Source organism: Achromobacter sp. DMS1, from assembly GCF_001270295.1.
This window is the reverse complement of the sequence record NZ_LHSJ01000118.1, coordinates 1-12,132: the sequence shown is the minus strand read 5'-3', so window position 1 is coordinate 12,132 and position 12,132 is coordinate 1. Positions and strand designations below refer to the sequence as shown.

Genomic DNA, 12,132 nt, shown 5'->3' with positions numbered 1-12,132 from the left:
GCGCCCAAGCGCCAGCTTGCCGTCCTGCTGGGCGGCAGCCGCAAGGCCTGAGCCCTCGCGGTCGTTCGTACGCGGCTTTCGAGGCTCCCCGCAGCGGGCCGCGCCTGGCGCGGTCGGAAGGTTCAGCCGCGCAGCAGCCGGCGCAGGTCGGGCAGGGCGGTCGCCACGGCCGGGCTGTCCGGCCCCAGGCTGTCGAGGAGCCGCTCCAGGTGGCCGATGTGGGGCAGCATCGGGCCGTAGAACACCGTGCGCGGGCCGGCCTGCACCAGCAGAGTGGGGAAGTTCTCCACGTCTTCCTCGCCCAGCAGTTCTTCATGGTCTTCGATGTCTATCCATGCGAAGACGTGCTGCGGCAGGGTGTCGGAAAGTGCCTGGAGACGGGGGCGGTATTGTCCGCAGGTATCGCACCAGGCGGCACAGAAACACGCAATGAGCCAGGTATCGGGCGATCCGAGGCGATCGCGCAGGGCGCCCAGGTCGGCGCCGGGAACGAGTAGGGGCATGTGAAGCAGATCAGGACGTGTTTGACTATCATACCCGGGTTGTCCATTCACGCCTGCCTGCCATGAACGCACTGCGCCCCGAGTCCGATACGTCCGAATCGCGTCCAGGATTTTCGCCCCGCGCGAGCGCGGGCGCAGCGGGCGTGGCCCAGGCATTCAAGCGCGCCCTGGTGTCGCAATGCCATCCGAGCATGCTGTTCGCCGTGCTGCTGCCGTTCCTGATCGCGCTGGTGGGCGCCATCGTTCTGCTCTGGCTGTTCTGGACGCCCCTGACCGACTGGCTGCGCATGGAAGCCTCCCAATGGGACATGGTCAACCGCGTGGATGACTGGCTGGTCGCGGTGGGGCTGTTCTCCCTCAAGCTCTATCTGGTGCCCGTCATCGCGGCCGGAATCCTGCTGCCCGTGTCGGGCATCCTGGGCCTGGCCATCGCGGCGGTGTTCGTCATGCCGCTGGTGCTGCGGCACGTGAGCGAGCGCGAGTACGCCGGCGTGGCGCGGCAGGGCCGTTTTTCCACGGCGGTCAGCGTGTGGAACGCCGTGTGGGTGTCGCTCGCGTTCGCGCTGGGGTGGGTATTGACGCTGCCCCTGTGGCTGGTGCCTCCCATGGCCGTGGTGCTGTCGGTGTTCTGGTGGGCCTTCGCTTTTTCGCGGATGATGCGCGTGGACGCCATCGTCGAGCACGCCAGCCCCGCCGAGCGCCAGATCCTGCTCAAGCGCAACAACGTCGGCTTCTGGATCATCGGCCTGGTCTGCTCGCTGCTGAACCTGCTGCCGCCGGCCTGGGTGGTGCTGCCCGTGTTTTCCGCGCTGGTGTATGCGCACTACGGGCTGGACGCGCTGCGGCAATTGCGCCAGCAGCGCACCATCGACGTCTGATCCTTCCCCTTTCACCGCTATCCGGAACCCCATCATGTCCGCAGAAACCGCCGCCCGCCGCATCGGCCTTATCATCGTCGGAGACGAAATCCTCTCCGGCCGCCGGCAGGACAAGCATTTTTCCAAAGTCGTGGAAATGCTCTCGGCGCGCGGCATGCAACTGGGGTGGGCCGAATTCCTGCCCGACGACCGCGCCCGCCTGGTCGAGGCCTACCGCCGCAGCTTCGCCAGCGGCGACGTGGTGTTCTCCTGCGGCGGCATCGGCGGCACGCCCGACGATCACACCCGCCAGGCAGCGGCCGAGGCGCTGGGGCTGCCCCTGGAGCTGCATCCCCAGGCGGCCGAGGCCATCGCGCAGCGGGCTGCCGAGATGGCGGCCAAGGGCCAGGGCTCGGCCGACATGAGCACGCCCGAGAACCAGCAGCGGCTGCAGATGGGCGTGTTTCCCCGGGGCTGTGAAATCGTGCCCAACCCGTACAACCGCATTCCCGGCTTCTTCATCCGCGATCACACCTTCGTGCCTGGATTTCCGGTCATGGCTTGGCCCATGCTCGAATGGACGCTGGACACCCGCTATCGTGCGTTGCAGCATGCGCGCGCGCACGTCGAGCATTCCTTCCTAGTGTTCGGCATGCCCGAATCGCGCATCACGCCCGCCATGCTCACGGTCGAAAGCCGCTGGCCGGGGGTGCGCGCCTTCAGCCTGCCCAGCGTGGGCGAGGCGGGCGGCACGCCGCACATCGACCTGGGCGTCAAGGGCGAGCCCGAGGCGCGGCGGCCGCGCTGGAATACCTGCGCGCCGAGGTGCTGCGCCTGGGCGGCAAGCTGGCGCCGCCCGCCGCCTGAGCGTCCGGCGTTGCGATCCGTCGCAATCCGATTAAAAAAACCAATTGCCAAACGGGTCGCTAAATTTCACAATACGGGAAAGATTTGTTTGCTGCATTGCCGCAAAACCCCTGTGCCATGGCCGCGCCGCCAAGCCCTTTCCGTCAATCTATGTCCCGTCTGCCCAATTCACGCAATGCCCCGGACGCCGAGCACGATGGCGCCTCGTCCCATCCCATCGCCATCCAGGTCATCGAGCGGGCCATGCGGCTGCTCGACGCGCTGGCGGCCCAGCCCGACCCCGTCACCCTGAAGGAGCTCTCGGCCACCACGGGCCTGCACGCCTCCACAGCCCACCGCATCCTGAACGACCTGGTGGTGGGGCGCTACGTAGAGCGCGTGGATAACGGCCTCTACCAGCTCGGCATGCGTCTGCTGGAACTGGGCTCGCTGGTCAAGGGGCGGCTCAACGTGCGCGAGGCCTCGATCTCGGCCATGCGTTCGCTGCACAAGCTCACGGGCCAGACCATCAACCTTTCGGTGCAGCAGGGCGACGAAATCGTCTACATCGAGCGCGCCTGGAGCGAGCGTTCCGGCATGCAGGTGGTGCGGGCCATCGGCGGCCGGGCGCCCCTGCACCTCACCTCCACGGGCAAGCTGTTCCTGTCCACCGCCGACTCCCGCCAGGTGCGCGCCTACGCGCTGCGCACCGGGCTGGCCGGCCACACCCGCAACAGCCTCACCGACCTCGACCGCCTCGAGCGCGAACTGGCGCTGGTGCGCCGCCACGGCTACGCGCGCGACAACGAAGAACTGGAACTGGGCGTGCGCTGCATCGCGGCCGGCATCTACGACGACACCGGCAAGCTGGTGGCCGGCCTGTCCATTTCGGCGCCGGCGGAGCGCCTGCAGGACGAATGGATCAAGGCGCTGGTGGACACCGCCGCCGAAATTTCCGAGGCGCTGGGCTACGAGCCGCCCGGCGCGGGCCCCGGCGGCTTCAACGGCCTGCCGCGCCCGAAACCACCGCCCGCGTGTAGCCGCGGCATTCCGCCGCCCGGCCCGCGCGCCGCGCATCGCGCGAAGAACCGCCTTCTTGAAAAGAAAACGCCCCGCATCTGAACTGCCCTCCGAAAGTTGGACGAATCCAACCTTCGGGGGCAGTTCAACAATCGCAGGGCGTTTGCCGGGGAGGGGCGGCCGCGCGGCTTACTGCGGCTCGACGCCCGCCTTCTTGAAAAGTTCGGCCCACTGCGGCACCTGCTGCTTCACCTTGGCTTCCAGCGCCTGCGGATTGGCTTCCGCGGTGAGTACGGTGGCGCCCAGTTGTTTCATGCGCTCCTGGAACTTGGGATCGGCCAGGCCGGCCTGCAAGGCCTTGACCAGCTTGTCCACCACGGGCTTGGGCGTGCCTTTCGGCACCCACATGCCATGCCAGATGCCGACTTCGAAGCCCTTGTAGCCCGACTCGTCCATGGTGGGCAGCTTGGGCAGCGTGGGCACGCGCTTGAGGCTGGTGACGGCATAGGCCTTCACCTTGCCGGCGTCGATCTGCTGCGTGGTGTTGGTGGTCTGGTCGCAGAGCACGTCCACCTGCTTGCCCAGCAGATCGTTCATGGCGGGAGCGGTGCCCTTGTAGGGAATGGTCAGCAGCTGCACGCCCAGGGCTTCCTGGAGCATGGTGCCGCACAGGTGGCTGGCCGCGCCGATGCCGGCGTTGGCGAGCGAAACCTTGTCCTTGTTCTTTTTGACGTACTCGGCCAGTTCCTGGATGGTGTTGGGCGGGAAGTCCGACCGCGCGATGACGGTCATGGGCACGTCCACCACGAGGCCGATGGGCTCGAAGCTCTTGTACGGATCGTAGCCGGGGTTCTTGTAGAGAGAGGGCGCCGTCGAGAAGCCGGCGTGCATCAGCAGGACGGAATAGCCGTCGGGCTGCGAGCGCGCGACCTGGGTGGTGCCGATCGTGCCGCCGGCGCCGCCCTTGTTTTCGACCACGACCGTCTGGCCCAGAGACGTCCGCATGGCCTCAGCCAGCGAGCGCGCGACGTTGTCGGTCGGGCCGCCCGCGGCGAAAGGCACCACCATGTTGATGGGGTGGTCCGGGTATTCGGCGTGGGCAGCGCCGGCCGCGAGCAGGGCGCTGGCGGCGAAGAGAGCCGAAAGCGTGCGGGGGAGGAAATTCATGGGGTCTCCAATGCAGGGTTTGCTGTGCTGCGTAGTCGTTATGGGATACCGGTTTGTAATAGTTTGAATCACACCAGTGTGCCGCGAGTGTAGGGAAGACTGGGTACGGAGTCAGTCCGGTATTTCCCCAACGCGAAGCGGAATCTTGTGCCAGATCAAGGCCCGAGCCCGCATGCCCCACGAAAGTGCAAACAGTTGTTGCGTTGCACAAAAACTGCTTGACAAGTTTTTTGAGGCCCCTAGAATGTGCATTGTGCAGTGCATCAAACGAGCCGGCGGTTGCGTGTAGTACCAGTATCCGCGCACGTTTTTTTCTTTCGTCGCAGACACCCACCTTGCCGGCGCGTCCGGCACCGATAGGAGCATCCTATGAGCACTATTCCGCAACAAGTCCTGGACCGTCAGAAAGCCAGCGTCAACACCTTTCTGGCTGCCCAATCCGCCGTTTTCGCGGGCTTCGAAAAGCTCGTTGAACTGAATCTGAAGGTCGTGCGCGCCACCCTGGACGAAGTCGCCCAGAAGTCGCAGCAGGCCGTCGAAGTCAAGGATCCGCAGGAAGCCGCCGCCTTCGCCACCGGCCTGCTGCAGCCCGGCGCCGAGAAGGCCCTGGCCTACAGCAAGCACGTCTACGACATCGTGGCCGGCGTGCAGGGCAACCTGGCCAAGCTGACCGAAGCGCAGATCGCCGAAACGCAGCAGCAGCTGTCCGACGCCGTCGAGCAGTTCTCCAAGAACGCTCCCGCCGGCTCGGAAAGCGCCGTCGCGCTGATCAAGTCCTCGCTGGCCACCGCGACCAGCGCCTACGATTCGCTGTCCAAGGCTGCCAAGCAGGCCGCCGAAGTCGCCGAATCGAACCTGAACGCCGCCGCCAACGCGACCTTCAAGGCTGCCTCGGACGCCGCCGACGCCGCCACCAAGGTTGCCAGCCGCAGCCGCCGCAGCGCCTGAGTCCGGTAACGGATCATGGGGCCTGGTCCGGGATTTACATCCCGGGCCGAACGCAGGCGGTGCGCAAACCGCAGTTATGTAGTACTGTTGAGTGACAGAGCAGAGCTGGAATTAGGGCCACCCACGGGTGGCCTTTTTTTACGCCCGCGCCAGCGCGCTCACGCATTCGCCGACCAGGGCCGGGCCCCGGTAGATGAGGCCGGTGTACAGTTGCACCGCGTTGGCGCCGGCTTCGATCTTCTCGCGGGCATGCCGCCCCGACATTACCCCGCCCACGCCGATGATGGCCATGTCCGCGCCCAGCTTCTGGCGCAGGCGGCGGATCACCGCCAGCGACAGCTCGTGCACCGGCGCACCCGACAGGCCGCCCGCCTCGTCGGCGTGCGCCATGCCGGCCACCGCCTCGCGGGACAGCGTGGTGTTGGTGGCGATGACGCCGTCGATGCCGTGGCGCGGCAGGATTCCGGCAATGGCGTCGATCTGCTCTTCGGTCAGATCGGGCGCGATCTTCACGGCGATGGGCACGCGCCGCTGATGCCGGTCTTCCAGTTCGCGGCGCTTGTCCGCCAGCCGGTCCAGCAGTGCCGACAGCTCGTCGCCGCCCTGCAGGGCGCGCAGGTTCTTGGTGTTGGGCGAAGAAATATTCACCGTGACGTAGTCGGCGTGGGGGTATACGCCTTCCAGCCCGATCAGGTAGTCGCTCGCCGCGTTCTCGATGGGGGTGTCGGCGTTCTTGCCGATGTTGAGCCCCAGCACGCCGCCCTGGCTGCGCCACTGGCTGCGCCGCACGTTGGCCAGGAAAGCATCCAGCCCCTGGTTGTTGAACCCCAGCCGGTTGATGAGCGCCTGCGCGCGCGGCAGGCGGAACATGCGCGGCTTGGGATTGCCCGGCTGGGCGCGCGGCGTGACCGTGCCCACTTCCACGAAGCCGAAGCCCAGGTTGCCGAGCGCGTCGATGTAGGCGCCGTTCTTGTCCAGCCCCGCCGCGAGTCCGACCGGGTTCGAGAGTGTCATGCCCATGAGGGTGCAGGGCGCCTTGGGCTGCGCATGCAGCAGCCTGCGCGTGGCGCCGCAGTCATAGGCGCGCTGCAGCCCCGACAGTGTGACTTCGTGGGCGGTTTCCGCATCCATGGCGAAGAGCGCCGTGCGGGCCAGGGGATAGGCGTGGAAGAGAATAGACATAAGGCGCGATTGTAGAGCGACTTGGGGCAGGCCGCGCCTCGCCGGCCGCGCCTTGCCGGCCGCGCCTCGCCAGCCGCGCCTCGTCCTACGCTTCGCCCAGTCCGAGCAGGCTTTCGCACAGCCGGGGCGATTGCAGTTTCCGCAGCCACCACTTCAGGGCTTCGCCCGGCGCCTCGGCGCGCCAGGCGTACACCACGTGCTCCACGGGCGGCATGCCTTCTTCGGTGTCGCACGTCACCAGCACTCCCTGCGCCACGTAGGGCGCGGCCAGCGTCATGGGCAGGTAGCCGCAGCCCAGTCCCTGGATCTGCGCTTCTATCTTGGCCTGCATGGTGGGCATGACCAGCATCGCCTGCTCGGCCAGGATGCCTCGCGTCTGCGGCGGCAGCCCGCGGGAGGTGTCGGCCACGACCACCGCGCTGTAGGGCGCGACATCGGCCCGGCGCAGCGGGCGCTTGAGCGCGGCCAGCGGATGGCGGGGGCGCCACGCAGAAGGCGAACTGGGTCTGGCCCATGGCCTGGGTGCGGTAGGGGCCGGCGGGCTGACTGGCCGCCGGCGCGCCGATGACCAGGTCCGCCCGTCCGGCGCCCAGCGCGTCCCAGTTGCCGCTCAGCACCTCGACCGAAAAGCGCAGCGTGGTGGCGCTGCCCAGCGCCTGGAATTCCTCGATCAGCTCGTAGATGGGCCGCCAGGGCAGCACGGCGCTTACGGCGATGCGCAGCTCCACTTCCCAGCCCGAGGCGATACGCTTGACGCGGCAGGCCAGGTCGTCCAGCGCCTGCAGGAGCTGGCGGCCGTCGTCCAGCAGGGCCTGCCCGGCAGGCGTCAGCGTGGCGCGATGGCCGCTGCGGTCGAACAGCAGCACGTCCAGCCCGTCTTCGAGTTTGCGGATGGCGTAGGTGACGGCGGAGGGCACCTTGCCCAGTTCGCGGGCGGCCTTGGCGAAGCTGCCATGGCGGGCGATGGCGTCCACCAGCATCAGCAGGTCGGGCGTGATGGCGTGCGGCGAGGGGGCGTCATTCTTCATTCGAAAATATTGAATGATGTCTTCAAAATCAGTGGCTCAATTGCTGTCCGGGTGACTGCAGAATAGCACTCATGACGGATGACAAGCGGAATCCGACCGGAACGCGAGGTCATTCACTCTAACTGAAACAGGAGCCTATCATGCTTACTCTGCGCCGCAGCGCCGAACGTGGCCACGCCAACCATGGCTGGCTCGATTCCTTCCACACCTTTTCCTTCGCCAACTATTACGACCCGGCGCACATGGGGTTTGGCGCCCTGCGCGTGATCAACGACGACCGGATCGCCCCGGGCCGCGGCTTCGGCACGCACGGCCACCGCGACATGGAGATCATTACCTACGTGCTGGACGGCGCGGTCGCCCACAAGGACAGCATGGGCAGCGGTTCCACCATCCAGCCGGGCAACGTGCAGCGCATGAGCGCGGGCCGGGGCGTGCTGCATTCGGAATTCAATCCGCAGCCCGACCGTGAAACCCACATGCTGCAGATCTGGATCGAGCCCGACGTGACCGGCATCGTGCCCGAGTACGAGGAGCGGCAGTTCTCCGACGCGCAAAAGCGCGGACGGCTGCAGGCCCTGGTTTCGCGCGACGGCGTGGACGGCTCCATGAAGATCCACCAGGACGCCACGCTCTATGCCGGCCTGTTCGACGGCGACGAGAGCGCGTCGCTCGCCCTCGCGCCGGGACGCCGGGCCTGGGTGCACGTGGCCCGGGGCAGCATCATGGTCAACGGGCAGGCGCTGTCGGCCGGCGACGCGGCGGCCGTCACCGGCGAAGAGCGGGTGACGCTGTCGGGCGGCAGCAAGGCCGAAGTGCTGGTGTTCGACCTCGCCTGAAGGCGGGAAAGCGGAGCCGCCCCGGGGAAGGGCCATCCCCGGGCGGGCTCGCCGGCCCGCGCCCATGGTTCATACTTGGGGGCGGGTTCCTGAAACCGGCTTCCAGGCCGGCTTTCAGCCCGGATTCGAGGCCCGATCCGAAACCGGATTCCGGATCCGGGCCGCACGCCCCGCACGGGCCCCTTACTGCGGAGATTGCCATGTCCACTTTGTCAGCAGCCGGCGAGGGCCGGATCGAAACCGTCGTGGTGCCGCGCACCAGCGACCTCGGAGGATTCGAAGTGCGCCGGGCCCTGCCGTCGGCGCAGCGCCGCGCGGTCGGCCCCTTCGTGTTCCTGGACCAGATGGGGCCGGCGGAATTCGCACCCGGCGCCGGCCTGGACGTGCGCCCGCATCCGCACATCGGGCTGTCCACGGTGACCTACCTGTACGAGGGCGCCATCGTGCACCGCGATGGCGCGGGGCACGTGCAGACCATCCTGCCCGGCGAGGTGAACTGGATGACGGCGGGCCGCGGCATCGTGCATTCCGAGCGTTCCTCGCCCGAGAGCCGCCTGGCCGCCCAGCGCCTCTGTGGCCTGCAGCTCTGGGTGGGGCTGCCGCGCGAGCACGAAGAAGCGGACCCGGGCTTCACGCATTACGGGCTGGACGCGCAACCGGTGGTGGAAGGCGAGGGCGTGCGCGCGCAGGTGGTGGCCGGTTCCCTGTTCGGCCGGACGTCGCAGGTGCGGACGCTGTCGCCGCTCTTCTATGGCGATCTGCGCCTGCAGGCCGGCGCGGCCGTCGTGCTGCCCGCGGAGTACGAAGAGCGCGCCGCCTATCTGACCGAAGGCGCGGTGGAGGTGGACGGCCAGGTCTTCGAGAGCGGACGCCTGGTGGTGTTCGCGCCGGGCCGGCCGGTGGAGATCCGCGCCCGCTCGGCGGCGCGTTTCGCGGTGCTGGGCGGCGAGCCGCTGGACGGCCCGCGCTTTGTGTGGTGGAACTTCGTTTCCAGCAGCAAGGAGCGCATCGAGGAGGCCAAGAGAGCATGGCAGCGCGACCGCTTCGGCCAGACCGTGCCGGGCGACGAAACCGAGTTCATCCCGCTGCCCGCGCCGCGCGCCTGAGCCGGGCGCGCCGGCGGTATGATGCGCCACCCGCTTGCCGAGAAAAGCGGAATGGAGACATCATGATTCAAGCACGCATCAAGTCGCTGTGCGGCGCGGCCGCGCTGGCCCTGGCGGCGGCGGGCACGGCCGCGCATGCCGCGGGCTTTCCCGCCAAACCCATTACTTTCATCGTGCCTTATACCGCGGGCGGCACCACCGACCTGGTGGCGCGCGCGGCGGCGCAGAAGCTCACGGAGAGGCTGGGCCAGCCCGTCATCGTGGAGAACCGCCCCGGAGCGGGCGGCAACATCGGCATGGACGCCGTGGCCAAGTCGGCGCCCGACGGCTACACCATCGGCTTCGGCGCGATTTCGACCAATGCGCTCAACCCCTTCGTCTATCCGTCCATGCCGTTCGACCCGATGCGGGATTTCACCGGCGTGAGCATGCTGGGCACCTCCACCGTGGTGCTGGAGACAGGCGCGGCGGTGCCGGTGAAAAGCGTGAGCGAGCTGGTTGCATACGCCAAGGCGCATCCGGGCACGGCTTATGGCACGCCCGGCACGGGCACGTCCATGCACCTGGCTGGCGTGATGTTCGACCAGATCACGGGTGCGGGCATGCAGCACATTCCCTACAAGGGCAGCGCGCAGGCCATCAACGACCTGCTGGGCGGGCACCTGCCGGTGATGTTCGACAACCTGCCGGCCTCGCTGCCGCATATCCAGGCGGGCAAGGCGCGAGCGCTGGCGGTCACGGGCAGCCAGCGCTCGCCCTCGCTGCCGGACGTGCCCACGCTGGCCGAATTGGGCTACCCCGGCGCGGTGGTCGATCCCTGGTTCGCGGTATACGGGCCGGCGCGCATGCCGGCCGACGTGACGGACACGCTGAGCGAGGCGTTCCAATGGGCGCTGGCGCTGCCCGATGTGAAGGCCACGCTGCAGCAGGCCGGCTTCACGCCCTTCGGTTCCGCGCCGCAAGACGTGGAAAAGCTCACGCGCAGCCAGTACGAGGCGTTCAGGGCCTTGTCGCGGAAGGTGAGGCTCTCGGCCGATTGATGGCTAGGCGGGCGGGGCGCGGACGCTCCGCCCGCGGTTCAGCGGCCGCGCGCGTAGGCCGCTTCGCGCTGCTCGGCCAATGCCTCGGGGCGGATGAAGTCGCGCACGAAGGCGTTGGCGGGATGGTGCCGCAGGTTGTAGGGCGTGTCCCATTGGGCGATGCGGCCCTGGGCCATCACGCCGATGTGGTCGGCGATGGCGAAGGCTTCGGCCTGGTTGTGCGTGACCAGGATCGCCGTATGGTTGGTGCGCTTGAGGATGTCGCGCACCTCGAACGCCAGGCGCTCGCGCGTGTCCACGTCGAGGTTGGAGAAGGGCTCGTCCAGCAGCAGCAGGTCGGGAGACGGCGCCAGGGCGCGCGCCAGCGCGACGCGCTGCTGCTGTCCGCCGGAGATCTCGTGGGGATAGCTGCCGGCGGCGTGCGCCAGCCCCACCAGTTCGAGCATCTCGGTTACGCGCCGGGCGCGCTCGGCGCGCGTCATGCGGCGCAACCCGAAGCCCACGTTCTGTTCGACGGAGAGGTGCGGAAAGAGCGCATAGTCCTGGAACATCATGCCCACGCGGCGCTGCTCGGGCGGAACCTGCGCCGTGGGCGAGGAAAGCACCGCGCCGTCGAGCAGGATCCGGCCCGAGCGCACCGGCTCGAATCCGGCGATGGCGCGCAATACGGTGGTCTTGCCGCAGCCGGATTCGCCCAGCAGGCAGCCGATGTCGCCGGCCGGCAGGCCCAGCGTCAGGTCGTCCACCACGCGGCGCGGCCCCTGCGGGGTGTCGTAGGCGAGGCAGAGATGATCGAGTTGCAGTAGGTCGGGCACGGTGTTCAATGTCCCATCTTGAGGTTGGTGCGGGCCAGCAGCACCACCGGCAGCAGGCCGGCCAGCACGATGGCCAGCGCGGCGACGGCGCCTTCTTCATAGGTGCCGCGCGCGGCCTCGGCGTACAGCCAGGTGGCCAGGGTATCGAAATTCATGGGACGCAGCAGCAGGGTGGCGGGCAGTTCTTTCATGGCGTCCACGAACACCAGCAGCGCGCTGGCCGCCAGCGCCGGGCGCAGCAGCGGCAGGTGCACGCGGCGCAGCGTGCCGGCGGAGGTTTCGCCCAGCAGGCGCGAGGCCTGTTCGAGCGAGAGCGGGATGCGCGCCAGGCCGGCCTCGATGGCGCCGGTGGAAATGGCGAGGAAGCGGATGGAATAGGCGCACACCAGCGCCGCCATGGAACCCATGAGCAAGAGGCCCGACCCGCCGAACACGCCCGCAATCGCGCGGTCTATCCAAACGAAGGGCGTGAGCAGGCCGATGGCCAGCACGGTGCCGGGCACGGCGTAGCCCAGGCTGGCGATGCGGCCGCAGGCCCGTCCCGGGTTGAAGACCGCGCTTTCGCGCAGGCTGCGGCCTGCCCAGGCCACGACCAGGCCGCACAGCAGCGTGACCACGGTGGCGCTGACGGCCACCGTCAGCGTGTTGCGCAGCCCCGCGAGCAGCTGGTCGGACACGCCGCCCACCAGATGCAGCCGCTTGTAGGTTTCCCAGACCAGGTAGAGGGCGGGCGCGGCAAAGCCGGCCAGCACCGGAATCCAGCCCAGCGCCGCGGCCAGGG

Annotated in this window: 10 protein-coding genes and 3 pseudogenes; 7 read left to right on the top strand and 6 right to left on the bottom strand. The window is 68.3% G+C overall.

The window, feature by feature from the left end; genetic code table 11:
- Positions 1 to 122: 122 nt before the first annotated feature.
- Positions 123 to 503, bottom strand: a complete 381-nt coding sequence (locus AD428_RS14755; RefSeq protein ID WP_053245667.1) for a thioredoxin family protein — start codon at positions 501 to 503, stop codon at positions 123 to 125.
- A gap of 62 nt (positions 504 to 565) precedes the next feature.
- On the opposite strand from AD428_RS14755, the gene AD428_RS14750 reads away from it, so the two are divergent.
- The 3 genes and pseudogenes from AD428_RS14750 to AD428_RS14740 all read left to right on the top strand — a co-directional run.
- A complete protein-coding gene (locus AD428_RS14750) occupies positions 566 to 1,381 on the top strand; it encodes an EI24 domain-containing protein (protein ID WP_053245213.1) in 816 nt (271 codons plus the stop codon).
- Positions 1,382 to 1,415: 34 nt separating this feature from the next.
- Positions 1,416 to 2,227 (top strand): annotated as a pseudogene (locus tag AD428_RS14745) (competence/damage-inducible protein A).
- Between the two features lie 150 nt (positions 2,228 to 2,377).
- Positions 2,378 to 3,196 (top strand): annotated as a pseudogene (locus AD428_RS14740) (IclR family transcriptional regulator); the annotation flags it as partial.
- A 219-nt stretch (positions 3,197 to 3,415) separates the two neighbouring features.
- Here the strand turns inward: AD428_RS14740 and AD428_RS14735 are convergent.
- Positions 3,416 to 4,393, bottom strand: a complete 978-nt coding sequence (locus AD428_RS14735; protein ID WP_053245212.1) for a tripartite tricarboxylate transporter substrate binding protein BugD — start codon at positions 4,391 to 4,393, stop codon at positions 3,416 to 3,418.
- Positions 4,394 to 4,762: 369 nt separating this feature from the next.
- On the opposite strand from AD428_RS14735, the gene phaP reads away from it, so the two are divergent.
- Complete coding sequence (phaP, locus tag AD428_RS14730) at positions 4,763 to 5,341, top strand: TIGR01841 family phasin (RefSeq protein WP_053245211.1); 579 nt, start codon at positions 4,763 to 4,765, stop codon at positions 5,339 to 5,341.
- 138 nt (positions 5,342 to 5,479) lie between these two features.
- Here phaP and AD428_RS14725 read toward each other — a convergent pair whose 3' ends face one another.
- Both AD428_RS14725 and AD428_RS14720 read right to left on the bottom strand, forming a co-directional pair.
- A complete protein-coding gene (locus tag AD428_RS14725; RefSeq protein WP_053245210.1) occupies positions 5,480 to 6,523 on the bottom strand; it encodes a quinone-dependent dihydroorotate dehydrogenase in 1,044 nt (347 codons plus the stop codon).
- Between the two features lie 85 nt (positions 6,524 to 6,608).
- Positions 6,609 to 7,551 (bottom strand): annotated as a pseudogene (locus AD428_RS14720) (LysR family transcriptional regulator).
- A gap of 140 nt (positions 7,552 to 7,691) precedes the next feature.
- Between AD428_RS14720 and AD428_RS14715 the strand changes: the two are divergent.
- The 3 genes from AD428_RS14715 (at position 7,692) to AD428_RS14705 (ending at position 10,536) form a co-directional block, all read left to right on the top strand.
- Positions 7,692 to 8,390, top strand: a complete 699-nt coding sequence (locus AD428_RS14715; RefSeq protein ID WP_053245666.1) for a pirin family protein — start codon at positions 7,692 to 7,694, stop codon at positions 8,388 to 8,390.
- Positions 8,391 to 8,590: 200 nt separating this feature from the next.
- Entirely contained in the window at positions 8,591 to 9,496 is a 906-nt protein-coding gene (locus tag AD428_RS14710; RefSeq protein WP_053245665.1) for a pirin family protein, read from the top strand.
- A 62-nt stretch (positions 9,497 to 9,558) separates the two neighbouring features.
- Positions 9,559 to 10,536, top strand: a complete 978-nt coding sequence (locus AD428_RS14705; RefSeq protein WP_053245664.1) for a Bug family tripartite tricarboxylate transporter substrate binding protein — start codon at positions 9,559 to 9,561, stop codon at positions 10,534 to 10,536.
- A gap of 38 nt (positions 10,537 to 10,574) precedes the next feature.
- On the opposite strand, the gene AD428_RS14700 is transcribed toward AD428_RS14705, so the two are convergent.
- Together AD428_RS14700 and AD428_RS14695 are read right to left on the bottom strand one after the other, a co-directional pair.
- The gene (locus AD428_RS14700; RefSeq protein WP_053245668.1) at positions 10,575 to 11,351 is read right to left on the bottom strand and encodes an ABC transporter ATP-binding protein; all 777 of its coding nucleotides are present in this window, start codon (positions 11,349 to 11,351) and stop codon (positions 10,575 to 10,577) included.
- 5 nt (positions 11,352 to 11,356) lie between these two features.
- Positions 11,357 to 12,132: ABC transporter permease (locus AD428_RS14695; protein ID WP_152968105.1), on the bottom strand; the 776-nt coding region annotated here is incomplete at its 5' end.

What these genes read in the sequence shown, in the direction of transcription:
- AD428_RS14710 (WP_053245665.1), top strand. Translation starts at nt 8,591, where the DNA reads ATGTCCACTTTGTCAGCAGCCGGCGAGGGCCGGATCGAAACCGTCGTG.
- AD428_RS14705 (WP_053245664.1), top strand. Translation starts at nt 9,559, where the DNA reads ATGATTCAAGCACGCATCAAGTCGCTGTGCGGCGCGGCCGCGCTGGCC.
- phaP (WP_053245211.1), top strand. Translation starts at nt 4,763, where the DNA reads ATGAGCACTATTCCGCAACAAGTCCTGGACCGTCAGAAAGCCAGCGTC.
- AD428_RS14755 (WP_053245667.1), bottom strand. Translation starts at nt 503, where the DNA reads ATGCCCCTACTCGTTCCCGGCGCCGACCTGGGCGCCCTGCGCGATCGC.
- AD428_RS14715 (WP_053245666.1), top strand. Translation starts at nt 7,692, where the DNA reads ATGCTTACTCTGCGCCGCAGCGCCGAACGTGGCCACGCCAACCATGGC.
- AD428_RS14725 (WP_053245210.1), bottom strand. Translation starts at nt 6,523, where the DNA reads ATGTCTATTCTCTTCCACGCCTATCCCCTGGCCCGCACGGCGCTCTTC.
- AD428_RS14735 (WP_053245212.1), bottom strand. Translation starts at nt 4,393, where the DNA reads ATGAATTTCCTCCCCCGCACGCTTTCGGCTCTCTTCGCCGCCAGCGCC.
- AD428_RS14750 (WP_053245213.1), top strand. Translation starts at nt 566, where the DNA reads ATGAACGCACTGCGCCCCGAGTCCGATACGTCCGAATCGCGTCCAGGA.